General features: G+C 73.8%; 19 protein-coding genes. 12 read left to right on the top strand and 7 right to left on the bottom strand.

What is annotated here, in order from left to right; genetic code table 11:
* Positions 1-307 precede the first annotated feature (307 nt).
* Together OG956_RS07725 and OG956_RS07720 are read left to right on the top strand one after the other, a co-directional pair.
* Positions 308-955 (top strand): ScbR family autoregulator-binding transcription factor, encoded by a 648-nt coding sequence (locus OG956_RS07725; protein WP_330337199.1) that lies wholly within the window; start codon positions 308-310, stop codon positions 953-955.
* A 22-nt stretch (positions 956-977) separates the two neighbouring features.
* Positions 978-2159, top strand: coding sequence for a damage-control phosphatase ARMT1 family protein (locus OG956_RS07720; protein ID WP_330337198.1), 1182 nt, complete (start codon positions 978-980; stop codon positions 2157-2159).
* Here OG956_RS07720 and OG956_RS07715 read toward each other — a convergent pair.
* Complete coding sequence (locus OG956_RS07715) at positions 2152-3414, bottom strand: cytochrome P450 (protein WP_330337197.1); 1263 nt, start codon at positions 3412-3414, stop codon at positions 2152-2154. The two genes, OG956_RS07720 and OG956_RS07715, sit on opposite strands and share 8 nt — an antisense overlap.
* Positions 3411-3569, bottom strand: coding sequence for a hypothetical protein (locus OG956_RS07710; RefSeq protein WP_330337196.1), 159 nt, complete (start codon positions 3567-3569; stop codon positions 3411-3413). The genes OG956_RS07715 and OG956_RS07710 overlap by 4 nt, the downstream gene beginning before the upstream one ends.
* Before the next feature lie 170 nt (positions 3570-3739).
* On the opposite strand from OG956_RS07710, the gene cyc2 reads away from it, so the two are divergent.
* From cyc2 to OG956_RS07685, 5 genes are all read left to right on the top strand, one after another.
* Positions 3740-5902, top strand: a complete 2163-nt coding sequence (gene cyc2, locus OG956_RS07705) for a germacradienol/geosmin synthase Cyc2 (protein WP_330337195.1) — start codon at positions 3740-3742, stop codon at positions 5900-5902.
* Between the two features lie 116 nt (positions 5903-6018).
* Positions 6019-7896: an O-aminophenol oxidase PhsA gene (phsA, locus tag OG956_RS07700; RefSeq protein WP_330337194.1), complete on the top strand. Its 1878-nt coding sequence runs from the start codon at positions 6019-6021 to the stop codon at positions 7894-7896.
* A 286-nt stretch (positions 7897-8182) separates the two neighbouring features.
* Positions 8183-8761 (top strand): PDZ domain-containing protein, encoded by a 579-nt coding sequence (locus tag OG956_RS07695; RefSeq protein WP_330337193.1) that lies wholly within the window; start codon positions 8183-8185, stop codon positions 8759-8761.
* Between the two features lie 223 nt (positions 8762-8984).
* Positions 8985-10112 carry an aminopeptidase P family protein gene (locus tag OG956_RS07690; RefSeq protein ID WP_330337192.1) on the top strand — a complete coding sequence of 376 codons (1128 nt, stop codon included), beginning with the start codon at positions 8985-8987 and terminating at the stop codon, positions 10110-10112.
* A 51-nt stretch (positions 10113-10163) separates the two neighbouring features.
* Positions 10164-11096: an aminoglycoside phosphotransferase family protein gene (locus OG956_RS07685; RefSeq protein WP_330337191.1), complete on the top strand. Its 933-nt coding sequence runs from the start codon at positions 10164-10166 to the stop codon at positions 11094-11096.
* 56 nt (positions 11097-11152) lie between these two features.
* Here the strand turns inward: OG956_RS07685 and treZ are convergent, their stop codons facing one another.
* A complete protein-coding gene (gene treZ, locus OG956_RS07680) occupies positions 11153-12898 on the bottom strand; it encodes a malto-oligosyltrehalose trehalohydrolase (protein WP_330337190.1) in 1746 nt (581 codons plus the stop codon).
* Positions 12899-13089: 191 nt separating this feature from the next.
* Here treZ and OG956_RS07675 point away from each other — a divergent pair, with 191 nt between their 5' ends.
* Together OG956_RS07675 and OG956_RS07670 are read left to right on the top strand one after the other, a co-directional pair.
* A complete protein-coding gene (locus OG956_RS07675; RefSeq protein WP_330337189.1) occupies positions 13090-13641 on the top strand; it encodes a DUF1707 and FHA domain-containing protein in 552 nt (183 codons plus the stop codon).
* Between the two features lie 99 nt (positions 13642-13740).
* Complete coding sequence (locus OG956_RS07670; RefSeq protein ID WP_330337188.1) at positions 13741-14154, top strand: SSI family serine proteinase inhibitor; 414 nt, start codon at positions 13741-13743, stop codon at positions 14152-14154.
* A 96-nt stretch (positions 14155-14250) separates the two neighbouring features.
* On the opposite strand, the gene OG956_RS07665 is transcribed toward OG956_RS07670, so the two are convergent.
* Together OG956_RS07665 and lpdA are read right to left on the bottom strand one after the other, a co-directional pair.
* Entirely contained in the window at positions 14251-15501 is a 1251-nt protein-coding gene (locus OG956_RS07665; RefSeq protein WP_330337187.1) for a M14 family zinc carboxypeptidase, read from the bottom strand.
* Positions 15502-15637: 136 nt separating this feature from the next.
* Positions 15638-17095 carry a dihydrolipoyl dehydrogenase gene (gene lpdA / locus OG956_RS07660; RefSeq protein WP_330337186.1) on the bottom strand — a complete coding sequence of 486 codons (1458 nt, stop codon included), beginning with the start codon at positions 17093-17095 and terminating at the stop codon, positions 15638-15640.
* 88 nt (positions 17096-17183) lie between these two features.
* Between lpdA and OG956_RS07655 the strand changes: the two genes are divergently transcribed.
* Entirely contained in the window at positions 17184-18188 is a 1005-nt protein-coding gene (locus OG956_RS07655) for a LysR family transcriptional regulator (protein WP_330337185.1), read from the top strand.
* A 10-nt stretch (positions 18189-18198) separates the two neighbouring features.
* Here OG956_RS07655 and treY read toward each other — a convergent pair whose 3' ends face one another.
* Together treY and glgX are read right to left on the bottom strand one after the other, a co-directional pair.
* Positions 18199-20574 carry a malto-oligosyltrehalose synthase gene (gene treY, locus OG956_RS07650; protein ID WP_330337184.1) on the bottom strand — a complete coding sequence of 792 codons (2376 nt, stop codon included), beginning with the start codon at positions 20572-20574 and terminating at the stop codon, positions 18199-18201.
* Between the two features lie 154 nt (positions 20575-20728).
* On the bottom strand, positions 20729-22840 hold the full coding sequence (gene glgX, locus OG956_RS07645; RefSeq protein WP_330337183.1) for a glycogen debranching protein GlgX: 2112 nt from the start codon (positions 22838-22840) through the stop codon (positions 20729-20731).
* A gap of 516 nt (positions 22841-23356) precedes the next feature.
* Here glgX and OG956_RS07640 point away from each other — a divergent pair.
* Positions 23357-24595, top strand: coding sequence for an SAV2148 family HEPN domain-containing protein (locus tag OG956_RS07640; protein ID WP_330337182.1), 1239 nt, complete (start codon positions 23357-23359; stop codon positions 24593-24595).
* Positions 24596-24697: 102 nt separating this feature from the next.
* Entirely contained in the window at positions 24698-25426 is a 729-nt protein-coding gene (locus OG956_RS07635; protein ID WP_330337181.1) for a 3'-5' exonuclease, read from the top strand.
* Positions 25427-25447: the final 21 nt, after the last annotated feature.

Below are 25447 nucleotides of genomic sequence, written 5' to 3'. Positions count from 1 at the left end.
GGCTGTTTCGCGCCCGCTTCGAGGCCCCGTTGAGGAGCCGGCCGCGGGCTGCGTATGGTGGCGATCATGGGTCGGGCACCGGTCCCTTCCGAGGTCGCCGGGGGCCACCGGGCAAGGAAAGGGGGAACCGTCCTGGTCTCGTCGTTCACGAACCGCCGGGGCCTCTCCCCGCCGGATCCGCCGGTGATGCGTGACCTGACGCCGGCCGGCGGCCGATTGCCGTCGGTGCTCGGTGGGTTAAGGTGTCCGGGGAGCCAAAAACAAACCGCACGTCCCGTTCGTATGAGTCGCGAGGAGGGGTCACACGATGGCGAGGCAGTTACGCGCCGAGCAGACCCGGGCAACGATCATCACGGCCGCGGCCGACCTGTTCGACCGGCACGGCTACGAGTCCACGAGCCTGAGCGACATCGTCGCACACGCGAAGGTCACCAAGGGCGCGCTGTACTTCCACTTCGCCGCCAAGGAAGACCTCGCCCGCGCCATCCTCCAACTCAACGCCAAGGCCGCCAAGACGCTGGTCGCCGAGATCGAGGGCCGCGGCTGCTCCTCGCTGGAGGCCCTGATCCGCACCACGTTCGGCATCGCCCGGCTCGCCGTGGAGGACCCGGTGCCGCGCGCCGCACTCCGCCTCGCCACCGCCGACGTCGCCGTACGGCCGCCCCTGCGGCACCCGTTCGCCGAGTGGCTGGAGTTCGCAACCAGGAAGTTCACCGGCGCCGTCAGGGAGTCCGACGTGCACGGCGATCTCGACGTCGGCATCGTCGCGCACTCCCTGGTCTCCTTCTTCGTCGGCACCCGCGTCGCGGGCCGCTCGCTGGAACCGGTGGGACGGCTGCCGCGCCGGGTCGCCGAGATGTGGTACCTGCTGATCCGGGGCCTGGTCCCGGTGCACCGCCGTCCCCGCTACATCAGCCTCGCCACACAGCTGGAGCGGGAGATCAGAACGGCCTGACCCGCGCGATACGGTGACGGACATGCCCTCCACCCCGTTCGCACCCGTGATTCTCGGCAACGAACCCGGCTCCTTCCCGCACAGCGTGCTGGCCGAGCGGCACCCGGCGATCATCAGCCGCGTACGGGACGCCTTCCCGTACGGCCCCGGGCAGCATCGGGCCCTGGACGAGCTGCTCGAGAACTGCGCTGAAGGGACGGTCGAGCCGCTCCCGGCCGACGCCCCGGACCGGGACCGCTGGCAGGAGTGGGGGCTGGCCGGCTGCGCCGGGCGCTCCTGGTACGACGTGCCGTGGCTGTGGGCGGAGAGCTACTTCTACCGCCGGCTGCTCGACGCCGTCGGCTGGTTCGGCCCCGGCGCCTGGCAGGGCATCGACCCCTTCCGCCCGTTCAAGCGCGCCGAACTGGACGCGCCGGAGACGGCCGAGGAACTGGCCGCGCTGGACACCCTGTCCGGCCTGCCCGAGGAGCGGCGGGCGCACGCCCTGCTGCACGGCTCGCTCTGGGGCAACCGCGCCGACCTCGGCTTCCGGCTCTCCGCCGAAGGCGCCGAGTCCCGCGACCCGGCGCCCGCGCTGGTCGCCGACGACAGCGAGGCCCTGTGGTCGCTGCTGCCGCCCGACGGTACGGCCACGCTGGTCCTGGTCGCGGACAACGCGGGCCGCGAACTCGTCCCCGACCTGCTGCTGATCGCCCATCTCCTCGCCGAGGGCCGGACCGCCCGGGCGGTCCTGCACGTCAAGCCACACCCGTACTACGTCTCCGACGCCACGACCGCCGACGTGGTCGACGCCCTGCACCGGCTGCGCGCGGTGCCCGGCGCGGCCGCCGGGTACGCGCGCGTGCTGTGGTCGGCCATGGCCGACGGCCGCCTCACCGTGCGCGCCCATCCCTTCTCCTGCGCCCCGCTGGGGTACGAGGAGATGCCGGACGACCTGCGCGCCGAGTTCGCCGCGGCCACGCTGACCCTGTTCAAGGGCGACCTCAACTACCGGCGCCTGGTGGGCGACCGGCTGTGGCCGCCGACCACGCCCTTCCACGAGACGACCGCGTACTTTCCCGGCCCGGTCGCCGCGCTGCGCACCCTGAAGTCGGACGTGATCACCGGCCTGCCGGCGGCGACCGAGGCCGCCCTGGTGGCGGCCGAGGGCCGGCGCTGGCGCACCGCCGGCACCCACGCGCTGATCCAGGCCGACGTCAAGTGACCCGTAGCGGCAGGGACTTGATGCCGTTGATGAAGTTCGACACCAGACGCCCGGGCGGCGCGGCGAGCCGGGGCTCCGGCAGGACGCGCAGCACCTCCTCGTGGAGCAGCCGGAGCTGCAGCCGCGCGAAGTGGGCGCCCAGGCAGACGTGCGGGCCGCCGCCGAAGGACACGTGCGGGTTGGGCGAGCGGGTCAGGTCGAGCCGGCCGGGACCGGCGAAGACCCGCTCGTCCCGGTTGGCCGAGGCGTGGAAGACCACGACCTTGTCCCCGGCCCGGATCCGCCGCCCCGCCAGCTCGGTGTCCCGCGCGGCGGTCCGGCGGAACGTCAGCACGGGCGGATGCCAGCGCAGCAACTCCTCGACCGCCGAGGGGATCCCCACCGTGCCGGCACGCAACAACCCGTACGCCTCCGGGTGCTCCGCGAGCGCCAGCAGCCCGCCGGGGGCCGCGCTGCGCACGGTGTCGTTGCCGGCGACGGTCAGCAGGAAGAAGAACATCTCCAGCTCCGCACCGGCGAGTTCCGCGTCGTGGGCGAGCGTCGTCATGATGTCGTCGTCGGGGAACCGCCGTTTGTGCGCGGCGAGCTGTCCGACGTAGGCGAACATGTCCTTCAGCATCGCCGGGGAGCGCGGATTGACCGGTGTGCCCGCCGCGTCCAGCACCACAGGGCCGGCCTCCTCCGGATCCTGGTAGCCGATCACCCGCTGCGTCCAGTGCAGCAGCAGCCGCCGGTCGCTCTCCGGGACGCCCAGCAGATCCGCGAGGTTGAGCAGGGCGTACTCGTCGGTGACGGCGGCCACCAGATCCACGGTGCCGTCCCCCGCACGGGCCCGCTCCAGCGCTCCGGCGAGCAGCGTGCGCGCCCGCTCCCGGGCGACGGCCGCGAACCGGTCGACCCGGCCCGGCGTGAAGGCCCGGCTCACCAGCCGCCGCAGCCTGCCGTGCTGCGGCGGATCCTGGTTGAGCATCATGCGCCGGATGAACGGCAGGTCCTCAGGGTCCGGGTCGCGGATCTGGGTCGCCCCGAGGCGGGAGGAGTAGGTCGTCGCGTCCTTCAGCACCCGGACGACGTCCGCGTGCCGGGTCACCGCCCAGAACCCCGGCCCGGCCGGCCAGCCCAGCACCTCCGGCTCCTCCTGCCAGGCGACGGGATGGTGATCGCGCAGCAGACGGTAGTCGTCGTACGGCACCCCGACGGCGTACCGGCGGGGATCGAACACGTCCGGCACGGGCGGGGTCCCGCCGGTGCTCACCGCCGCTCCTTCTCGCCGGCCGGCCCGGCCGCCGTGCACGCGCCGGACGCGTCCCGGGCCTCGCGGGAGCCGGGCAGGCCGGACCAGCCGTGCACGGCGAACGCCTTGCGGGCGCCGTCGCCGTGCACCTCATGGGGCAGCACGATGCGGGTCATGCGCCTACCGTGACCCGCGAGCGGGGGCAGGGCAAGGGCGCGGAGGGGGGAGGGGCAGGTGAACGCCTCCACGGACGGCCCGGGTTCCGGTTCCGGGGGATTTCACGCGATGGTGTGATCATGTTTCGCGCGGCGGATGCGTGCCGGGGCGGTGCGGGTAGGGCCCGGCCATGACGCAGCCGTTCGAACTCCCGCACTTCTACATGCCGTATCCCGCGCGGCTCAACCCGCACCTCGACGAGGCCCGGGCCCACTCGACCGCGTGGGCGCGCGAGACGGGCATGCTGGAAGGCTCCGGGATCTGGGAGCAGGCCGACCTGGAGGCGCACGACTACGGGCTCCTGTGCGCCTGCACCCACCCCGACTGCGACGGCCCCGCCCTCTCGCTGATCACCGACTGGTACGTGTGGGTGTTCTTCTTCGACGACCACTTCCTCGACATGTACAAGCGCACCCAGGACCGTGCCGCCGGAAAGGCCCACCTGGACCGGCTGCCGCTGTTCATGCCGCTCGACCCGGCGGCCCCCGTGCCCGAGCCGGAGAACCCCGTCGAGGCGGGCCTGAAGGACCTGTGGGCGCGCACGGTGCCGTCGATGTCGGCGGACTGGCGCCGCCGCTTCTCCGTGGCCACCGAGCACCTGCTCAACGAGTCGATGTGGGAGCTGTCGAACATCAACGAGGGGCGGATCGCCAACCCGGTCGAGTACATCGAGATGCGCCGCAAGGTGGGCGGCGCCCCCTGGTCGGCCGGGCTCGTGGAGTACGCGACCGCCGAGGTGCCCGCCGCCGTCGCCGGCACCCGCCCGCTGCGGGTCCTCATGGAGACCTTCTCCGACGCCGTCCACCTGCGCAACGACCTGTTCTCCTACCAGCGCGAGGTCGAGGACGAGGGCGAGAACAGCAACGGCGTGCTCGTCCTGGAGACCTTCTTCGGCTGTACGACACAGGAGGCCGCCGACACCGTCAACGACATCCTCACCTCACGCCTGCACCAGTTCGAGCACACCGCCCTCACCGAGGTCCCGGCCGTGGCCCTGGAGAAGGGCCTCACCCCGGACCAGGTGGCCGCGGTCGCCGCCTACACCAAGGGCCTGCAGGACTGGCAGTCCGGCGGCCACGAGTGGCACATGCGCTCCAGCCGCTACATGAACCAGCGGGCGCGCGGCAGCTCCCCGTGGCAGGCGCCGAGCGGCCCCGGCACCTCGGCGGCCGACGTCGGCGCACTCCTCGCCGCGGCCGCCCGGGAACGCCTGCGCGCCTGCACGCACGTGCCGTTCCAGAAGGCCGGCCCCTGCATCGTGCCCGAGTTCCACATGCCGTACCGGCTCGGGCTGAGCCCCCATCTCGATCGCGCCCGCCGGAACCTCGCCGCCTGGTCGCACCGCATGGGCATCCTCGAGGAGGGCGTGTGGGACGAGGACAAGCTCGCCGCCTACGACCTGGCGTTGTGCTCGGCGGGCCTGGACCCGGACGCCACCGAGGAGGCCCTCGACCTCAGCGCCCGGTGGCTCGCCTGGGGGACGTACGGCGACGACTACTACCCGCTGGTGTACGGCCACCGCCGCGACCTCGCCGCCGCCCGTCTGACCACGGCCCGGCTGTCGCGGTGCATGCCCGTCGAGGGGGAGCCGGACCTCGTCCCGGCCGACGCGATGGAGCGCGGGCTCACCGACCTGTGGACGCGGACGACGGCCGGCATGACCGCCGATGAGCGGCGCAGCCTGAAAGCCGCCGTGGACGCGATGACCGAGAGCTGGGTGTGGGAGCTGTCCAACCAGCTGCAGAACCGCATCCCCGACCCGGTCGACTACCTGGAGATGCGGCGCGCCACCTTCGGCGCCGACCTCACGCTGGGCCTGTGCCGGATGGGCCACGGCCCGGCCGTACCGCCCGAGGTGTACCGCAGCGGCCCGGTGCGCTCCCTGGAGAACGCCGCGGTCGACTACGCCTGTCTGCTCAACGACATCTTCTCGTACCAGAAGGAGGTCGAGTACGAGGGCGAGATCCACAACTCCGTTCTCGTCGTCCAGAACTTCTTCGGCGTGGACCATCCGACCGCCCTGCGCGTGGTCCACGACCTGAACACCCAGCGCATGCAGCAGTTCGAGCACGTCGTCGAGCACGAACTGCCCGTCCTCTACGACGACTTCCAACTGCCGGAGGCGGGGCGGGCCGCCGTGGACGGCTATGTCCGCGGCCTGCAGAACTGGATGGCCGGAATCCTCAACTGGCACCGGCGCGTGGACCGTTACAAGGCCGAGTGGCTGGCCCGCCGCACCCACGGCTTCCTGCCCGGCCGCGCCCCCGCCGTACCGGCCCTCTCCCTCGGCTGACGGTCGCCGAATCTCCGCGTACGGAACGGGGCATTCTGGGAACTTCGGTGAGTCCTCGGGAGTCTTGTGGAGTAAGGGGAACAACAAGACCGCGAACACACGGGGGGTGTTCCACCGTGACCGAGACCATCGACCGGCTCACCGAGACGACCGCGGGGCAGCAGCAGCCGTTACCGGCGGACCAACTGACGCCGTATCTGGCGCCGTTGACCGTCCCGCCCGTCCTGCGTCCCGCCGCGGACGACGTGCTGTGCGAGACCGAGATCGCCATCCGGCCGACCTGGGTGCGCCTGCACCCCCAGCTGCCCCCGACCCTGATGTGGGGGTACGACGGCCATGTCCCGGGCCCGACCATCGAGGTGCGGCGCGGACAGCGGATCCGCGTCGCCTGGACCAACCGCATACCGAAGGACGCCGAGTACCCGGTCACCTCCGTCGAGGTGCCCGGCCGCGCGCCCGGCACCCCGCCCGCCTCCACCGAGCCGGGCCGCGAGGGCGTCGAGCCGGACAAGGACGTCGCCGCACTGCCCGCCTGGACGGTGACGCATCTGCACGGCGCCCAGACCGGCGGCGGCAACGACGGCTGGGCGGACAACGCCGTCGGACACGGCGACGCCCAGCTGTCGGAGTACCCGAACGACCACCAGGCGGTGCAGTGGTGGTACCACGACCACGCCATGAACATCACGCGGTGGAACGTGATGACGGGTCTGTACGGCACCTACCTCGTCCGGGACGACGAGGAGGACGCCCTGCGGCTGCCGTCCGGCGAGCGGGAGATACCGCTGCTCCTCGCCGACCGCAACCTGGACACCGACGAGGACGGCCGCCTCAACGGCCGGCTGCTGCACAAGACGGTGATCGTCCAGCAGAGCAACCCGGAGACCGGAAAACCGGTCTCCCTGCCCTTCACCGGCCCCTACACCACGGTCAACGGCCGCATCTGGCCCTACGCCGAGGTGGACGCCGCCTGGTACCGCTTCCGGCTGGTCAACGCCTCCAACGCGCGCATCTTCGAGCTGGTGCTGATCGACGAGGACGGCGAGCCGGTGCCGGGCGCCGTGCACCAGATCGGCAGCGACGGCGGGCTGCTGCCCCGCCCGGTGCCGGTCGACTTCGACGGGGACCTGCCCACGCTGACCGTCGCACCGGCCGAGCGGTTCGACCTGCTGGTCGACTTCCGGGCGCTGGCGGGCCGGACGCTGCGGCTGGTCAACAAGGGGCCCGACCAGCCGGCGGGAGTGCCCGACCCGGCCGGCGACGTGCGCTACCCGGACGTCCTGGAGTTCCGGGTCCGCGAGAGCTGCGAGGAGGACCCCTTCGAGCTGCCCGAGGTGCTCTCCGGCTCCTTCCGCCGCCTGACGCACGACCTCCCGCACGGCCACCGGCTGGTCCTGCTCACCCCGCCCGCCACCAAGGGCGCCGGCGGCCACCCGGAGATCTGGGAGCTGACCGAGGTCGGGGACCCTGCCGGACTACGGCTACCGGCCGACGGCATCGTGCAGGTCACCGGGCCCGACGGCACCACGAAGACGTACCGGCGCACCTCGAGGACGTTCAACGACGGCCTCGGCTTCACCATCGCCGAGGGGGGCTACGAGCAGTGGAGCTTCCTCAACCTCGCGCCCATCGTGCACCCCATGCACATCCATCTGGCCGACTTCCAGCTGCTCGGCCGGGACGCCTACGACGTCTCCGGCTTCGACCCTGCCGCCGGCGGCACCCGCACGCCGATCCGGTACGACGCCGGGCGGCCGATCCCGCTCGCGCCCAACGAGCGCGGCAACAAGGACGTCTTCCGGGTGCCGGGCGGCCAGATGCTGCGGGTCATGGGCCGCTTCGACGGGGCGTACGGCCGGTTCATGTACCACTGCCATCTGCTGGAGCACGAGGACATGGGCATGATGCGGCCCTTCGTCGTCATGCCGGCCGAGGCGATGAAGTTCGACCACGGCGGCGCCCACGGCGGCCACGGAGAGGGGCACACCGGCTGACATCCACCGGGCCCCGGCAGGCCGTCCGGGACGCCTGCCGGGGACATGCCCCGGCCCCGAACCACCCGGCCCCGAACCGCCGGGCCCCGGACCGCCGGGCGCCGGACGTCACCCCGGCCGGGCGAGCCGGCCCGCCGCCGACCCGGCCCCGGGCCCGCGCCGGCGCCCGCACGCCCGCCCCCGCCTGCCATGACTACCCTCCGTCGGCCTTCGGCCAGTCTCACTCGTTCGTGTATCGTCGCGGGCCGGCGCCCCGGGTAGAGCATCAGCCGGAGGCGAGCGAACCATGGAATACACAGCATTGCGTCCCAAGGCGATGCCCGGGCAGGACCCGCGGGAGAGCGGCCCCGCGCCCGGCGCGCCGCACCGCCCGCACGCCGAGCCGCGTCGCGCGCGGCGGCTGCGGGCGCTGATCCTCGGCGTGTGCACCGGCACCCTGCTGGTGCTGGCCGGCGTCGGCATCGGCACGGTCGGCGCCACGGTGATCGGCCTGAGCAGGCTCGCCGAGCTGCGGCACCAGGCCCCGCCGGCCGCACCCCCGGACCGGGCCGCGCCCACCGCCCCCGCCGCCGGCCCGGGCCCCGCCCCGGCCGCCGCGCCCGGGGCCACCCTGGGCGTCGAGGCCGTCGACGCCGAGAAGGCGGGCGCGCTGGTCGTGGGCGTGCACGTGCCCGGACCCGGCTATACGGCCGGCCTGGTCCGCGGCGACGTCGTGCTGCGGTTCGGCTCCGCCCGCGTCGACGGCGCGGCCGACCTCGCCCGCGCCGTCGCCGGTGCCCGGCCCGGCCGGCAGGTGCTCCTCACCGTGCGTCACAGCAGCGGGCGCTACCAGCAGTTGACGGTTTCCCCGGGCGTGGTGACCTGAGCGGACCGGCGCCGGCCGCCGCCCCACACGTTCTCGGTCACCCCGGGAAACCCGCTGGTCACCGTGGGCCCTGCACGCCATGATGGCCCCATGCCGAGTCCCTTCCGAGCCGACCGCGCCCCGCGGGGAGCAGCGGCGACCGGCTCGCGCGACCCTGTCCGGCCGGGCAGGATGCTGCCCGAGACGCCGACGCCCGTTTCCCCACCCGCACCCGGAGGCCCGGATGACCGGTAGCACGCCCGCGACCTTCACCGCCGCCGACTACAGGGCCCGCATGGAGCGTGCCGCGCGCTCCGCGGCCGACGCCGGTCTCGCGGGGCTGCTCGTGGCGCCGGGGCCGGACATGGTCTGGCTCACCGGCTACACGCCCACCGCCGTCACCGAACGGCTCACCCTGCTCGTGCTCACGCCCGGCCAGGACCCCGTGCTCGTCGTGCCGACCCTGGAGGCGCCGGACGCCGAGCACGCCACCGGCGCGTCCGCGCTCACCCTGCGCGACTGGACCGACGGCACGGATCCCTACGCCGTCACCGCCGGCCTCCTCGACGGCCACGGCCGCTTCGGCATCAGCGACAACACCTGGGCCATGCACCTGCTGGGCCTCCAGCGGGCCCTGCCGGACACCTCCTACGCCGCTCTCACCGACGCCCTCCCGATGCTGCGCGCCGTCAAGGACGCCGCGGAACTGGAACTCCTCGCCGCCGCCGGAGCGGCCGCCGACGCCACGTTCGAGGAGATCCGCAAAGTTCCCTTCGCCGGCCGCCGCGAGTCCGACGTCGGCCACGACCTCGCCGGCCTGCTGCGCCGCTTCGGCCACGAGCAGGTCGACTTCACCATCGTCGGCTCCGGCCCCAACGGAGCCAACCCGCACCACGAGGTCGGCGACCGGGTCATCCGGCGCGGCGACATGGTCGTCCTGGACTTCGGCGGCCTGATGGACGGCTACGGCTCCGACACCACCCGCACCGTGCACGTGGGCGAGCCCAGCGAGGAGGAGCGCCGGGTGCACGACATCGTCCGCGAGGCCCAGGAGCAGGGCTGCCAGGCCGTACGGCCCGGGGCCGCCTGCCAGGAGGTGGACCGCGCCGCCCGCGCGGTGATCACCGACGCCGGGTACGGCGAGTACTTCATCCACCGCACCGGGCACGGCATCGGCGTCACCACGCACGAACCGCCGTACATGATCGAGGGCGAGGAGCAGCCCCTCGTGCCCGGCATGTGCTTCTCCGTCGAGCCCGGCGTCTATCTGCCCGGCCGCTTCGGGGTGCGCATCGAGGACATCGTCACGGTGACCGAGGACGGCGTCCGCCGTTTGAACAACACCACCCGTGAGATGGTCATAGTGGACTGAGAGGCCCAGGAGACACCCCTCGACGACACCCGGAACGGCGACCCGCGATCCATGACCCAGGCACCGACACCCACCGCGGACAGCGTCCGCAGACTGGTCCGCTCGCTGCTCAAGGACGGCGACGGCACCAAGGGACCGGACGTGCGGCCCGTGACCGAGGACCGCGCGTACACCTGGTGGGTCGGCACCCGCCATGTGCTGCGCCTCGCGCCCGACCGCGAGGCCTCGGTGGCGCGCCGCCGGGAGCTGCGGGTGCGCGACCTGGTCCGCCCGCACGTCCCCGTCACCGTCCCCGTCAGCGTCGCCCACGGCGAGTGGGCGCCCGGACTCGCCTGCACCCTCGACACCAAGGTGCCCGGCGGCACGGCCGACGAGCACGACGTCTCCGCAGTCGGCGAGGCCGACCTCGCCGGGCTGCTGCAGGGGCTGCGCGCGGTGCCCGCACGGCAGGCGGAGGCGCTCGGCGTGCCGCGCACCGCGCCGCGCTCCCTGGAGGCGCTGCGCCGCATGGCCGTGCATGCGGCCGAACGGCTCGCCGCCGCCGACGAGTTCGACGCCGCCCGGCTGCTCCAGCTGCCCCCGGCGGGCGCGGCCCAGCTCGCCGCGCAGCCCGGCACCGCCGTCCTCACCCACCACGGCCTGACCGGCGAGCACGTGGTGGTCAGCGCCGACGGGCGGGTGCGCGGCATCCTCGAGTGGACCCAGGCGGCCCTCGGCGACCCGGCCGAGGACATCGCCGGGCTGGCCGTCGCCGTCGGCTCGCCCGCGGCCGTCCGCGCCGCCACCCTCGCCGGCTACGGCGCCCGCCCCTGCCTGCGCGGCCTGTGGCTGGCCCGCTGCGACGCCGTCATCCGCCTCGCCGACCACCTGGAGGGGCGTGGGGGCGGCTCCCCGGTCCTGCTGCGGACGCAACTGCGGCGCGCCTGGGAGCCGATCCTGCTGGAGCGGCTGTCCGACTTCAAGGAGGACGGAACCGAGCCGTAGCCCGTCGGCGCCGAGGACCGGAGCCGTAGCCCGCCGGCGCCGGGGACCGCGCGGTCTCAGGGCTGCGCCAGCACCACGCAGGACTCCGCGGGCACCTGGAGCAGGCCGTTCTCGTCCGGCGTCGCCACCGGCTCCCACGCCGCCAGGACCTCCGCGGGACGGGTGCCGAGCGGGATGGACGCCGGCGCCTTGCCCAGGTTCACCGCCACGCACACGTCACCGCGCCGGAAGGCCAGCCAGCGGGCGTTCTCGTCGTACGCCACCTTGGTGTCGGCCAGGTCCGGATCGGTGAGGTCCGGCTGCTCGCGGCGCAGCGCGATCAGCCTGCGGTACCAGTCCAGCACGCGCGCGTGAGGCTCGCGCTGCGGCTCCGACCAGTCCAGGCAGGACCGCTCGCGGGTCGCCGGGTCCTGCGGGTCCGGTACCTCCTCCTCGGCCCAGCCGTGCGCCGCGAACTCCCGCCGCCGCCCCTGCCGTACCGCCTCGGCCAGCTCGGGATCGGTGTGGTCGGTGAAGAACTGCCAGGGCGTGCCCGCCGCCCACTCCTCGCCCATGAACAGCATCGGCGTGAACGGCGAGGTCAGCGTCAGCGCGGCCGCGCAGGCCAGCAGGCCGGGGGAGAGGAGGGCGGAGAGCCGGTCGCCCTGGGCGCGGTTGCCGACCTGGTCGTGGGTCTGGCCGTAGCCGACCAGCCGGTGCCCGGCCACCCGCGCGCGGTCCAGGGGCCGGCCGTGGTGCCGCCCGCGGAAGCTGGAGTAGGTGCCGTCGTGGAAGTAGCCGCCGGTCAGGGTCTTGGCGAGCGCGGCGAACGGCGCCCGCGCGAAGTCGGCGTAGTAGCCCTGCGACTCGCCCGTCAGCGCGGTGTGCAGGGCGTGGTGGAAGTCGTCGTTCCACTGCGCGTGCAGCCCGAGGCCGGACTCCGCGCGCGGGGTGATGAACCGGGGGTTGTTGAGGTCCGACTCGGCGATCAGGAACAGCGGGCGCCCCAGCTCCCCGGCGAGGCCGTCCACCGCCGCGGACAGCTCCTCCAGGTAGTGCACCGCGCGCGTGTCGTACAGCGCGTGCACCGCGTCCAGGCGCAGGCCGTCGATCCGGTAGTCCCGCAGCCACGCCAGCGCGCTGCCGACGAGGAACGCGCGCACCTCGTCCGAGCCGGGCGCGTCCAGGTTCACCGCCGAACCCCAGGGCGTGGTGTGGGTGTCGGTGAAGTACGGCCCGAACCGCGGCAGATAGTTGCCGGAAGGCCCCAGATGGTTGTGGACGACGTCCAGGACCACCCCGAGCCCCAGTTCGTGCGCCCGGTCGACGAAACGCTTCAGCGCCTCGGGGCCGCCGTACGGCTCGTGCACCGCCCACAGCGACACCCCCTCGTACCCCCAGCCGTGCCGCCCGGGGAACGGGCACAGCGGCATCAACTCCACGTGCGTGACGCCCAGTTCCGCCAGGTGCTCCAGACGGGCCGCGGCCGCGTCCAAAGTGCCCTCGGGGGTGTACGTGCCCACGTGCAGCTCGTACAGCACCGCGCCCGGCAGCCCGCGCCCCGCCCACGGCACCCGCCACGCGTACCGTCCGTGGTCCAGCACCGCGCTCAGCCCGTCCGGGCCGTCCGGCTGGCGGCGCGAGCGCGGATCGGGCAGCACGGGACCGTCGTCCAGCGCGAATCCGTACCGGGTGCCGTCCGCGGCCTCCGCCTCCCCCGTCCACCAGCCGGCGCGCTCGGGATCGCGCGCCAACGCGCGCGCGCCGCCCTCGCAATGGAGCGTCACTCGGTCTGCCTGCGGTGCCCACACCTCGAACTGCACGGACGGTTCCCCTTCGTCTGTGATCTCTCGCCTGCTCACCGTGATGTCCCGCGTCCCCATCGTGCCCGCCGGAACGATCAATCAGGCGTCGAATCCGTCCTTTCCCGCCGGGTGTCGTGGAAGTACCCGCAGACCGGCGCCGATTCCCCGTTTTCTGGACACCCGGGGTCCACTGCCCGACAATCACCAGCGTGACGTCGTCCTTCGAGTTCTCCACGTACCCCGCGCGGCTGTCGGACGCGGAACGGGACAAGGCGCTGCGGGTGCTGCGGGACGGCGTCGCCATGGGCCGGCTCTCGCACGACACGTTCGTGCGCCGCATGGAGCTGGCGCTGGCCGCCCGCCGCGCCGACGAACTGGCCGCCCTCGTCGCCGACCTGCCCCGCGAGAACCGTTTCTCCCGCGCGGTCCTCGGCACCGTCGAGGCCGTCTCCGGGTTCACCGTACGGCTGCGCCGGGCCTGGCAGGCCGAGCGGCTGCCCAAGCTGCTGCTGCCGCACCCCGCGCACACCCACCCGCTGCGCATCGGCCGCGACCCGGCCAACGGGCTGCGCCTGAACCACGAGACGGTCTCCCGCGTGCACGCGGAGCTGCGCCGGCAGGGCGGTGTGTGGGTCCTCAGGGACCTCGGCTCCACCAACGGCACCACCGTCAACGGCCGCCGGGTGATCGGCTCGGTCGTGGTCCGCGAGGGCGACCAGGTCGCCTTCGGCCGGGTGGCGTACCGGCTCGCCGCGAGCTGACCGGCGCCGGCCGGCGCTGTTCGAACGCACGCGCGCGTGCCGTCCCGATCGGGTGAGCCGCACTGCGGAACACCGGCCGGTGTGCCGATGCAAGGGGGCATGACGTATCTCACCAGAGCGGCGGCGGCGGGCGGGGCCCTGCTGGCGGCCGCCGGGCTCCTCGCCGCGGGCCCGGCCGCCGCGGCCACCCGCGCCCACGGACACGGCAACTGGCTCTACCTCACCGTCACCCGGGCCGAAGCGGGCAGGGGCGCCACCCGCCACGCCCTCCTGCTGTGCGGGCTGCCCCGGCGCGACGCCCACTCGGAAGAGGCCTGCGCCGAACTCGCCGCCGCGGGCGGAGACATCGGCCGCATCCCGCCCAAGCACGTCTTCTGTCCGATGATCTACGCCCCGGTGACCGCCCGCGCGTACGGCCGCTGGAACGGCCGGCCGGTCGACTTCCAGGAGACCTACGCCAACACGTGCACCATGGAGGCGCGCACGGGGGCGGTGTTCGAGCTGGACGGCTGACGGCTGACGGCCGACCGGGCGGCGACGGTGTGCCGGGCGGGGACGGCGTGCCGGGCGGGGACGGCGTGCCGGGCGGGTGGTGTGGGTCCACGCCGCTCACACCGCCCGCTCGCGGGCCTGCTGGGCGGCCACCAGGACCGTCCGCGACTGGTGCTCCACCTGGTGCTCCAGCGGCACCCAGCGGGCCCGGAAGCGCTCCGCGAAGGCGTCGCACCAGTCGGCCACGAGCCGCTCCAGCCGGGGCGCCGCCCGGTCGTCCGCCTCCCGCAGCACCCGCAGCAGCATCGCCGCCGCGCGCAGCGGCAGCCGCCGTCCGAAGGCGTCCACACTGCCGACGTACGCCATCGTCGTCCCGGCGGGCGGCGTGTGGATCCAGTCCTCGGCGAGCCCCGGGACCAGCTCCAGCGCCCAGCGCGCCGCCCGCAGCAGCGGGCCGTCCACCCCGTCGAGGCGGGGCAGCGCCTCGGCGAGGATCCGCTCCACCTCCCTCGAGTCCCGCAGCAGCCGCTTCGCCAGGCGCCGCATCGCCGCCGCCGGCGCCGGGTGCGGCGCCGGGTCGTCGACCAGGTCGCTGGCCCACATCGGCACCTCCACCACGGCCGTCAGACCGCCGTACCGGTGCGCGTGGTACCAGGTGCTGTGCCGCGCGTCGTCCGGCATGCTCGGGTACGCGGCGCCCGTCTCCGGGCCGGGCATGACATGCACACCGGGGGCGGAGGCCGGCCAGCCGGCGGCGTCGGAGGCGCCCGTCTCCACCGGGATGTGCAGCTGCGCGGCCGACTTGGCGAACGGCTCGGCGAGCCCGGGCACGTCCCTGGTCAGCTGCACCCAGCTGCCGCCGAGATCGGTGCCGTGCAGGGTGACCTGGAGGTAGGGCCGCAGCTCGTCGATCACCCCGGTCAGCGTCCGGGTCTCGGGCGGCAGCCGGTCGGGCGGCAGCACGGACGGCGACCACTCCGGCTGCTCGGCGCCCGTCGGCCGGTAGAAGCCGAGGTGGTAGTCGAGCAGGCTGCGCGGCGCCGGTGTCACATGCAGGCTCGCGCCGTCCGGATCCGCGCACAGCAGGAAGTGCCAGGACGTGTCGGCGCGCAACTCGCGCTCCGCGAGGACGCGTTCGGCCAGCACCCGCAGGGTGGAGCCGCCGGCCGGCTCGTTGGCGTGCGCGCCGGCGACCACGAACACCGCCCGCCGGGCATGTCCCACCGACAGCAGGTGCAGGGGCCTTCCCGCGCGGGAGACGCCGACCTGCCTGAGCGAGCACAGCCCGGGTTCCTGAGCGGCCAACGCCTGAGCGGAGGCGACCAGTTCGGGAACGGTGGGGTAGCGCAGCTCCGGCAGAAGACTCACCCCCGACTTGTTCCGCCCGGCTTCGCCCTCCCAGTCCCGCACGCTCGAGGTGAACTGTCAAGCATGCGGAGGGGAGGCTCCGGGAGCGCTCGGGCACAGGGCCCGGGGCGCTGCGCGGGCGGTGCGTGCCGTGCGGTCACTGCTGGTGCAGGCCGCGTCCCGCGAGCGTCAGGAACACCTCGCCCACCGCCTCCGACAGCGTCGGGTGCGCGTGCACGTGCCGGGCCACGTCCGAGGGCTCGGCGTCCCAGCCGACGATCAGCTGGCTCTCGGCGATCATCTCCGACACGTGCGGGCCGACCAGGTGCACACCGAGCACCCGACCGCCGCCGGCCTCGGCGACGACCTTCACCATGCCGCCCTGACCGTGCACCATGCCCTTGGCCACGGCGGTCAGCGGCATCGTGTTCACCTCGACCTCGCGCCCACGCGCGCGTGCCTCGCTCTCGCTCAGCCCCACCGAGGCGGTCTGCGGCGCGGAGTACGTCACCCGGGGCACGGCCGCGTAGTCCACCGGGGCCGGCACCCGCCCGGCCAGCGTCTCGGCGACCAGCAGGCCCTCCGCGAACGAGGCGTGGGCGAGCCCGGGCGACGGCGGCGGCAGCAGGTCCCCGACGACGTGCACGCCCGGCACGGCCGTCTCCAGCCGGTTCCAGTCCGCCGGTACAACGAACCCCCGCGCGTCCGCCGTAAGGCCGGCCGCGGCCAGGTCCAGGCCCTCGGTGACCGGCGCCCGGCCGACGGCCACCAGCAGCCGCTCCGCCTCGACGGTGCGCACCTCTCCCCGCGCGGTGCGCACACGCGCGCGTACGCCGTCCGCCAGCACCTCCGCGTCCAGCAGCCGGGCGCCCGCCCGCACGTCGATCCCGCGTTTCTTCAGGCCGCGCGTCAGATGCCGGCTCACGTCGGCGTCCTCCAGCGGAACGATCCGGTCGGCGGCCTCGACCAGGGTGACCTCGGCGCCCATCGACCGGTGGAAGGAGGCGTACTCCACGCCGATCGCGCCGCCGCCCAGCACCAGCACGGACGCCGGCAGGCCCGGCGCGAACAGGGCGTCGTCGCTGGTCACCACGCGCCGCCCGTCGGGCGTGAGGCCGGGGAGCGTGCGCGGGCGCGAGCCGGTGGCGAGCACGATCCCGCGACGGGCGGTGAGTTCCCGCGCGCCGGGTGCGGACTGCGGCCGTACGCCGGGCGCGGCATCCACCGGGGCCTCCTCCACGCGTACCGTCCGCGGCCCCGTCAGCCGGGCGCTGCCCCGGACCACCCGCACACCGGCGTGCGCCAGATGCGCCTCGACGCCCTTGTGGTTGCGCACCACGATGTCGTCCCGGGTGGCCACCAGCGCCGCCCAGTCCACCGAGTCCAGCGTGGCCTTCACGCCCCACCGCTCGCGCGCCTCGGCGATGCCGTCGACCAGCTCGGCGGCGTGCAGCATCGCCTTGCTGGGGATGCAGCCGCGGTGCAGACAGGTGCCGCCGACCTTGTCGCGTTCGACGAGGACGACGTCGAGACCGAGGGCGGCGGCGCGCAGGGCGGTGCTGTACCCGCCGGTGCCGCCGCCGATGACGAGGACATCCGCTGTGGTGATGGTCATGGGCACCACCCTGCGCCCCTCGCTTGCCATGCGTCCAAGGCAATGTTCTTGTGGAAGCCATGCAGGATCTTCATGGGAGGGCGGGGAGTTGAGCCTGCGGCAGATGGAGTACTTCGTGACGGTCGTCCAGGAGGCGTCGTTCACCCGTGCGGCGGACGTCCTGCACGTCACGCAGCCCGCGCTCTCGCACCAGATCAAGGCCCTGGAGAAGTCGGTCGGCGGCGCCCTGCTGGAGCGCATGGCGCGCGGTGTGCGCCTCACCCCGATGGGGCGGGCCTTCCTGCCGCACGCCGAACTCGCCGTCCGCAGCGCCGCGCAGGCCCGCCGGGCGGCCCGCGCCACCGCCGGCGCCGAGGGCGGCGAACTGCACGTCGCCACCCTGCACTCCCTCGCCGTCGGCGTCCTGCCCGACGTCTTCGCCCGCTGGCGCGCCGCCCGTCCCCGGGTCCTGCTGCGGCTGCACGAGTACGCCACCGCCGAGGCCCTGGAGGAGGCCGTGCAGCGCGGCACCGCCGACCTCGCCTTCGGCCCGGTGCCCGCCGACCCGCCCGGCACCGTCGTACCGGTCGGCGAGGAGGAGCTGGTCCTGGTGGTCCCGTTCGACGACCGGCTCGCGGGCCGTACGACGGTGCGGCTGCCGGAGCTGGTGGACCGGGCCTGGGTCCGCTGCGCGCTGGAACCCGTCGTCCAGGGTGAGCGGTTCCTCGACTGGGCCTGCGGGAAGGCCGGGTTCCGGCCGCGCACCGCCGTGTGGACCGAGCACACCTCGACGGCCGTGCGCATGGCCGCCGCCGGGGTCGGGGTGTGCGTGGCGTCGGCCGACGTCGTGCGCGGGGCGGTGGGCGAGGACTGCGCCATCCTCACCCCCGACCCGGCCTGGAAGCGCCCCCTCGCCGTCTACGCGCGCGTGCCGCCCACCGGCGCCGCCGAGGCCTTCGTGGACCTCCTGCGCACCACATGGCCCACGCCGACAGCGCCGCCCGACGGCCGGGCCACGCCCATCGACCGGCACGCAGAGCAGGGGGCCGACGGCGCGCCCGGCGTGCAGGGGCATGGGGTCGACGACCTGCCAGCCCCACAAGAGCTGCGCTGAGCCCGGGGGCTCACGCATCCTCCGTCCGCTCCAGGAGTGCCACCGGCCACTGGTCGAAGAGGTCGGCCAGAGGTGTGTCGCCGGTGAACTCCCGGTCCGGGGTGAGGACGTCCGTCCAGCGGCCGGGCGGCAGGGTGAGGCGGGTTTCCCGCCAGCCGCCCGTCTCGGCGAGCCGGAGGGAGAGCCGGGTCACCGCCGTGACGACCTCGCCGGAGCGCGCGAACGCCACACAGTGCCCGGCCGCCGGGCCCTCGGCGGTCAGCGGGTCGTAGGACCCGGACGCGCCGAAGGCGGCGGGACGCCGGGCGCGCAGCCGCAGGGCCGCCGCGGTCAGCGCGTCCTTCTCGCCGGGCACCTCCGGCGGGAAGGACACCGGACGCCGGTTGTCCGGGTCCACCAGCGCCCGGTACTCGCCCTCCGTGCCCTGATACAGGTCCGGCACTCCGGGCATCGTCAGATGGACCAGGGCCGTGCCGAGCACGTTGGCCCGGATGTGCGGCTCCAGCGCCTTGCGGAACGCGGCCACGCGCTCGCCGGGCGGGCCGCACGGCCCGGCCGCGACGAACGCCGCCACCGCCTCCTCGTACGGCGGTTCCTGCTCCGTCCAGCTGGTGTACATGCCCGCCTCGCGCGCGTGCTTCAGCAGCGCCTGCTGCACCCGCTCCTCCTCGGCGGGGCCCAGCCCGAACACCGTCTGCCAGGCCGCCCAGGCCAGCTGCCCGTCCGGCACGCCCACGCCCTCCTCGGGCCGGTTCACCTCGGCCAGCAGCTCCGCCCACCGGTCGGGGCACTCGGTGAGGACGGCCAGCGCGGCGCGGACGTCGGCGCTGCGCTTGGTGTCGTGCGTGGAGACCACCGTGCCGGTGTCCGGCCAGTCGCGCTGCATGCGTGCGCAGTACGCGTGGAAGTCCTCCGGCGACACCCCGGGCCGGCCCGGGTCGCCGCCCACCTCGGTCGCCGACAGCAGCGGCACGTAGCGGTAGAACGCCGTGTCCTCCACCGACTTGGCGCGCAGCGCCGACGCGGTCTGCGCGAACCGGGTGCGGAACTCCACCCGGCCGGCGTGGTCCGGCGCCGACGGATCGCCGGGCGGCTCGACGAGCAGCCGGCGCACGACGCCGACGGCGTCCGCCTCCTCGGGCACCACGAAGGCGAGCCGGGCCTCCTCGGCGGCGTCCTCGGTGATGACGGAGGCGGCGTCGGTGGAGGCGTACGGCCGGTAGACCCGCATCCGCACCAGCAGCTCCTCCACGGCCGTGCGCAGGGCCCAGGGCGCCCGGTCGCGCAGGTCCAGGTCCGGCGAGGTCGCGCAGAGCCGGGTGGCCGCCCGGGTGAGCCGGTCGGTCTCGGTGGCCAGCTCGTGTGTGAGCACCTTGTAGGCGGCGCGCCGTACCGTCGCCTCCCAGTTGCCGCCCCGGTCCGTCTGCGGCGCGGCGAACGCCCGGTAGCGGCCCAGCAGTTCGTACGCCCCGGTCTGGTCGGTGAACAGGCCGTCGATCTGCCGGAGGGCGTCGTAGCCGGTGGTGCCCGCGACGGGCCAGGACGCCGGGAGCCGCTCGCCGTCGGCGAGGATCTTCTCCACCACCGTCCAGCGCCCGCCGGTCGCCTCGTGCAGCCGCGCGAGGTAGCCGTCGGGGTCGGCGAGCCCGTCGGGGTGGTCGACGCGCAGTCCGTCGAGCACGCCCTCGTGCAGCAGCTGGAGGATCTTGGCGTGGGTGGCCTCGAACACCTCCGGGTCCTCCACGCGCACCCCGATCAGCTCCGAGATGCTGAAGAACCGCCGGTAGTTCAGCTCCGTACGGGCCAGCCGCCACCACACCGGGCGGTACCACTGGGCGTCCAGCAGCTCCGGCAGCGGCAGGCCGGCGGTGCCCGCGCGCAGCGGGAAGGCGTGCTCGTGGTAGCGCAGCACGTCGCCGTCGACCACGAGGTGCTCCAGCTGGGAGGCGAGCGGGCCGCCGAGCACCGGCAGCAGCACCTGCCCGCCCTGCGCCTCCCAGTCGATGTCGAACCAGCGCGCGTACGGCGAGCCGGGCCCCTCGCGCAGCACCTCCCACAGGGGGGCGTTGTGCCGGGGCGCCATGGCCATGTGGTTCGGCACGATGTCGGCCACGAGGCCGAGACCGTGCTCGCGCGCGGTCCGGGCCAGCCATCGAAGGCCCTCCTCGCCGCCGAGTTCCTCGCGCACGCGCGTGTGGTCCACCACGTCGTAGCCGTGCGGGGAGCCGGGCACGGCCTCCAGGACGGGCGAGAGATGCAGATGCGAGACGCCGAGCGACGCCAGGTACGGTACGGCCGCCGCGGCGGCCGCGAACGGAAACGCGGGCTGGAGCTGCAGCCGGTAGGTGGCGGTGGGCACTGCCGGTCCGGGTCGGGCGGAAGTCATGGAAACCTACGTACCCAGCCCGCCGCCTTTCGTGTCATCGCCGCCTGAACGGACGCATCCTCGCCCATCCGGCCCACCGGGCGAAAACGTCCGCCACGCGCGCGTACCGGGCGGGCGGCCCCGCCCGGCGGGGCCGCCCGCCGCGCGGCCCGGCTCACGCCGGCCGTTGCAGCACCGTCAGACTGCGGTCCGGCAGGGTGAGCCGGTCGCCGGCCCCGACCTTCGGCCCGGACCCCGGCGGCACCCCCTCCGGACGGGCCGTGTCGACCACCACCTGCCACTGCCGGCCGTGGTTCACCGGCACCAGGAAGTCCAGCGGCTGCGGGGAGGCGTTGAACATCAGCAGGAAGGAGTCGTCGGTGATGCGTTCCCCGCGCGGCCCGGGCTCGGAGATCGCGTTGCCGTTGAGGAACACCGTCAGCGCGGACGCGGGCGCCGAGTCCCAGTCCCGCTGGGTCATCTCGGTGCCCTCCGGGGTGAACCAGGCGATGTCGGACAGGTCGTCGTGAGTGCCCTCCACGGGACGGCCGTGGAAGAACCGGCGCCGGCGCAGGACCGGGTGATCCCGCCGCAGCCACACCATCGCGCGCGTGAACTCCAGCAGGTCGCCGTCCGCCGGCTCCGGCCAGTGCAGCCACGACAGCTCGTTGTCCTGGCAGTACGCGTTGTTGTTGCCGCGCTGGGTGCGGGCGAACTCGTCGCCGTGGCTGATCATCGGCACGCCCTGGGACAGCATGAGCGTGGCGATGAAGTTCCGCATCTGCCGGGCGCGCAGCGCGAGCACGCCGGGGTCGTCGGTCTCGCCCTCCACCCCGCAGTTCCAGGACCGGTTGTGGCTCTCGCCGTCCCGGTTGTCCTCGCCGTTGGCCGCGTTGTGCTTGTCGTTGTACGAGACGAGATCGTGCAGGGTGAAGCCGTCGTGGCAGGTGACGAAGTTGATCGAGGCGAGCGGGCGGCGGCCGTCGTCCTGGTAGAGGTCCGAGGAGCCGGTCAGCCGCGAGGCGAACTCCGCGAGCGCCCGCGGCTCGCCCCGCCACAGGTCGCGCACCGTGTCCCGGTACTTGCCGTTCCACTCGGTCCACAGCGGCGGGAAGTTGCCCACCTGGTAGCCGCCCTCGCCCACGTCCCACGGCTCGGCGATCAGCTTCACCTGGGAGACCACCGGGTCCTGCTGCACCAGGTCGAAGAACGACGACAGCCGGTCGACCTCGTGGAACTGCCGGGCCAGGGTCGCCGCGAGGTCGAACCGGAACCCGTCGACGTGCATCTCGGTGACCCAGTACCGCAGCGAGTCCATGATCAGCTGGAGCACGTGCGGGGACCGCATCAGCAGCGAGTTCCCGGTGCCCGTGGTGTCCATGTAGTAGCGCCGGTCGTCCATGAGCCGGTAGTACGACGGGTTGTCGATGCCCTTGAAGGACAGCGTGGGGCCCAGATGGTTGCCCTCGGCGGTGTGGTTGTAGACGACGTCCAGGATGACCTCGATCCCGGCCTCGTGCAGCGCCCGGACCGCCGACTTGAACTCCAGCACCTGCTGCCCGCGGTCGCCCCAGGAGGCGTAGGCGTTGTGCGGGGCGAAGAACCCGATCGTGTTGTAGCCCCAGTAGTTGCTCAGGCCCATGTCGACCAGCCGGTGGTCGTTCACGAACTGGTGGACGGGCATCAGCTCCAGCGCCGTCACCCCGAGCTTGGTCAGGTGTTCGATGACCGCGGGGTGCGCGAGCGCCGCGTACGTGCCCCGCAGCTCCTCGGGCAGACCCGGGTGGCGCATGGTCAGGCCCTTGACGTGCGCCTCGTAGATCACCGTGTGGTGGTACTCGGTGCGCGGCGGCCGGTCGTCGCCCCAGTCGAAGTACGGGTTGATCACCACGGACGCCATGGTGTGCGGAGCCGAGTCCAGGTCGTTGCGGCTGTCCGGCGCGCCGAAGTGGTAGCCGTACACCTCCTCGCCCCAGCGGACCGTGCCGCTGATCGCCTTCGCGTACGGGTCGAGCAGCAGCTTCGCGGAGTTGCAGCGCAGCCCGCGCCCGGGGTCGTACGGGCCGTGCACCCGGAACCCGTACCGCTGCCCCGGCATCACGCCCGGCACGTACGCGTGCCGCACGAACGCGTCGCTCTCGCGGAGTTCCACCGCCGTCTCCGAGCCGTCGTCGTGCAGCAGACACAGCTCTACTCGGTCCGCGGCCTCCGTGAAGACCGCGAAGTTGGTTCCGGCGCCGTCATAGGTGGCGCCGAGCGGATACGCCTCTCCAGGCCAGACCTGCATGGCTACGACTCTCCCAGGTGTGCCGCCGCCCCGGGGCCGCCTTGGCCCCCGAGTCTCCCCGAATTGACGGAACCTCCGTGACTTCTTACCCACCGACCGGCGCACCCGGCGACTCCGGTACCCGCTGTGAGCCGCCTCAGTGGGGACGACATGTACTCCGATGGGGTTACCAGGAGGATCGGCGGCTCACCTCCCCCACCCGCGGCTGCCGGTCGCCGTGCACCGCGACGATCCGGTGGAACCCCGGCTCCCGCCCCCACTGCGCGTGACCGGGGCCGGCGCTCCCGGGGGTCCACCCGCCGAGGTCTGCCGCACGCGCCCGCGGCGTGGACGGCTATGAATCCGCTCACTCCGCGTGACCTCGCACGGCGGAACGGCCACTGGACAACGCGGAGTTGAGCAAAACAGTTGAGAAACCGACCTGTCCATCCGGCTGCACCGCCCACCGCTCGCGGAGTACCCTTCCTTGATCGTTGAGACTGGGAAAGGCCCGGGGGAGCGGAAGGCGGTGCACGGGTGGGCTCGGGAGGCCTGGAGCTGCCCCCTGGTGACGAGGGTCACGAGGGGAACTCCACAGACGTCCCGCCCGGCGCGGTGTCCCTGGCCCGCCCGATGGACGCGGGGTCCATCGGGCCGGAGCTGGACTGGGACGCCGACGCCTGGCGCGAGGTGCGCACCCGCGCCCAGCGGGCCGGCCGGGCCTACATCTGGCTGAACCTCGTCGAACAGCGGCTGCGCGCGGTCGTCGCCGCCGTGCTGCGCCCGGTCTACGAACCCGTCCACGGGGACGACTGGGTGGTCGCCGCGGCCGGCCCGGCCGGGCAGGAGTGGGTGCAGCGCGCGGTCGCCGTCCGTGAAGTCAGCCGCCGCAAGGGCTACTTGCTCGACCCGGCCGACGACAACGTGCTCAGCTTCCTCACCCTGCCGCAGCTGCGCGAGCTGATGGTGCAGCACTGGCCCTGCTTCGAGCCGTACTTCGACGAGCGCCGCGACCTCGAACTCGCCCTGGACGAGCTCGAGGTGACCCGTAACGTCGTCTCCCGCAACCGGGCGCTGTCCGGGGCGGTCCTGAGCCAGGCCGAGCGGGCCTCCGCCCGGCTGCTGGAGATGCTCGGCGCCGGCGGCGACGTGCCCTCCGCGCGCCGGCTGCCCGTGGACGCCGTCGAGGACCTGGTCGGCGACCGGTACGCCGACGTCGTCGCCGTCCACCCCGACCGGGTGCGGCTGATGCGCCAGTTCCCCGCCGAGGACCTCTTCGGCGGCGCCCGCCGCCTCGACGCCATCGGCATCGGCCTCAACCTGCTGGTGCAGAACTTCTCCGGCCGCCGCCTGGTCCGGCTCGCCGAATCCGGCTGCCGGGTACGGCTGCTCTTCCTCAACCCGGCCTCCAGCTCGGTCAAACGCCGCGAACGCGAACTCGGGATGAAACGGGGCGAACTGAGCCGGTCCGTCGAGATGAACATCCTGCACATGCGCCGGGTGCGCTCCCGGCTGCGCGACCCGGGCGCCTTCGAGATCCAGGTCTACGACGAGACACCGCGCTTCACCGCCTACCTGGTGGACGGCGACGGCGCCGACGGCATCGCCGTGGTGCAGTCCTATCTGCGCGGGGCGCGCGGGATGGAGTCGCCGGTGCTGGTGCTGCGCAACGGCAGCAAGCTGGTCAAGTCGGATGACGCGGGCGAAGCGGGGCTCTTTCCGACATACCGTGAGGAGTTCGAGCTGGCCTGGGCCGATTCGCGTCCGGTGTCCTGAACTGTCCACCGGCGCAAGCGGAACGCGATCCTCTGATTGTCAGTGCCGCGTGCGAGGGTGGAGGCCACTGGGGGAACGCACCACCAAGAAGGGGGGCCGCCCATGGGCTGGCACCGGGAGCTGCTGATCGGCTTCGACCTGGAGACGACCGGGACCGATCCGCGCGAGGCGCGCATCGTCACCGGCGCGGTGATCGAGGTCAGGGCCGGTGAGCCCATGGGCCGCAGGGAATGGCTGGCCGATCCGGGCGTGGAGATCCCGGCCGACGCGGTGGCGGTGCACGGCATCAGCACCGCGCGGGCGACGGCCGAGGGCCACCCGGCCGACCGGGTGGCCGACTCCATCGCCGACACCCTGGTGGGCTACTGGAGGACGGGCGTCCCGGTCGTCGCCTACAACGCGGCCTTCGACCTCACCCTGCTCTCCGCCGAACTCCGGCGGCACGCCCTGCCGTCCCTCGCCGACCGCCTGGGCGGCCTGGCCCCGGCCCCGGTCATCGACCCCTACACCATCGACCGCTGGGTCGACCGCTACCGCCGCGGCAAGCGGAACCTGGAAGCGGTCTGCGCCGAGTACGGCATCACCCTCGACGCCGCCCACACGGCCCCGGCCGACGCCCTGGCCGCGGCGCGGCTCGCGTCCGCGATAGCCGACCGCCACCCGAAGATCGCGTCCCTGCCGCCGGCCGACCTCCACCTGCGGCAGATCGAGTGGTACGCGCAGTGGGCGGCGGACTTCCAGGCGTTCCTGCGGAGCAAGGGGGACGCGGGGGCGGTGGTGGACGCGACATGGCCCCTGCGGGAGGAGCCGGCCGAGAGCCGGCCGGTATAGCCGGGCTGCGCGACGTCCAGG

It is taken from the genome of Streptomyces sp. NBC_00557, assembly GCF_036345995.1.
GTDB lineage: Bacteria > Actinomycetota > Actinomycetes > Streptomycetales > Streptomycetaceae > Streptomyces.
Note: the sequence above shows the minus strand (reverse complement) of the source record. Positions and strands in the feature narration are given on the sequence as shown.

What these genes read in the sequence shown, in the direction of transcription:
- OG956_RS07725 (WP_330337199.1), top strand. Translation starts at nt 308, where the DNA reads ATGGCGAGGCAGTTACGCGCCGAGCAGACCCGGGCAACGATCATCACG.
- OG956_RS07720 (WP_330337198.1), top strand. Translation starts at nt 978, where the DNA reads ATGCCCTCCACCCCGTTCGCACCCGTGATTCTCGGCAACGAACCCGGC.
- OG956_RS07710 (WP_330337196.1), bottom strand. Translation starts at nt 3,569, where the DNA reads ATGACCCGCATCGTGCTGCCCCATGAGGTGCACGGCGACGGCGCCCGC.
- cyc2 (WP_330337195.1), top strand. Translation starts at nt 3,740, where the DNA reads ATGACGCAGCCGTTCGAACTCCCGCACTTCTACATGCCGTATCCCGCG.
- OG956_RS07695 (WP_330337193.1), top strand. Translation starts at nt 8,183, where the DNA reads ATGGAATACACAGCATTGCGTCCCAAGGCGATGCCCGGGCAGGACCCG.
- OG956_RS07690 (WP_330337192.1), top strand. Translation starts at nt 8,985, where the DNA reads ATGACCGGTAGCACGCCCGCGACCTTCACCGCCGCCGACTACAGGGCC.
- OG956_RS07685 (WP_330337191.1), top strand. Translation starts at nt 10,164, where the DNA reads ATGACCCAGGCACCGACACCCACCGCGGACAGCGTCCGCAGACTGGTC.
- OG956_RS07670 (WP_330337188.1), top strand. Translation starts at nt 13,741, where the DNA reads ATGACGTATCTCACCAGAGCGGCGGCGGCGGGCGGGGCCCTGCTGGCG.
- lpdA (WP_330337186.1), bottom strand. Translation starts at nt 17,095, where the DNA reads ATGACCATCACCACAGCGGATGTCCTCGTCATCGGCGGCGGCACCGGC.
- treY (WP_330337184.1), bottom strand. Translation starts at nt 20,574, where the DNA reads ATGACTTCCGCCCGACCCGGACCGGCAGTGCCCACCGCCACCTACCGG.
- glgX (WP_330337183.1), bottom strand. Translation starts at nt 22,840, where the DNA reads ATGCAGGTCTGGCCTGGAGAGGCGTATCCGCTCGGCGCCACCTATGAC.
- OG956_RS07635 (WP_330337181.1), top strand. Translation starts at nt 24,698, where the DNA reads ATGGGCTGGCACCGGGAGCTGCTGATCGGCTTCGACCTGGAGACGACC.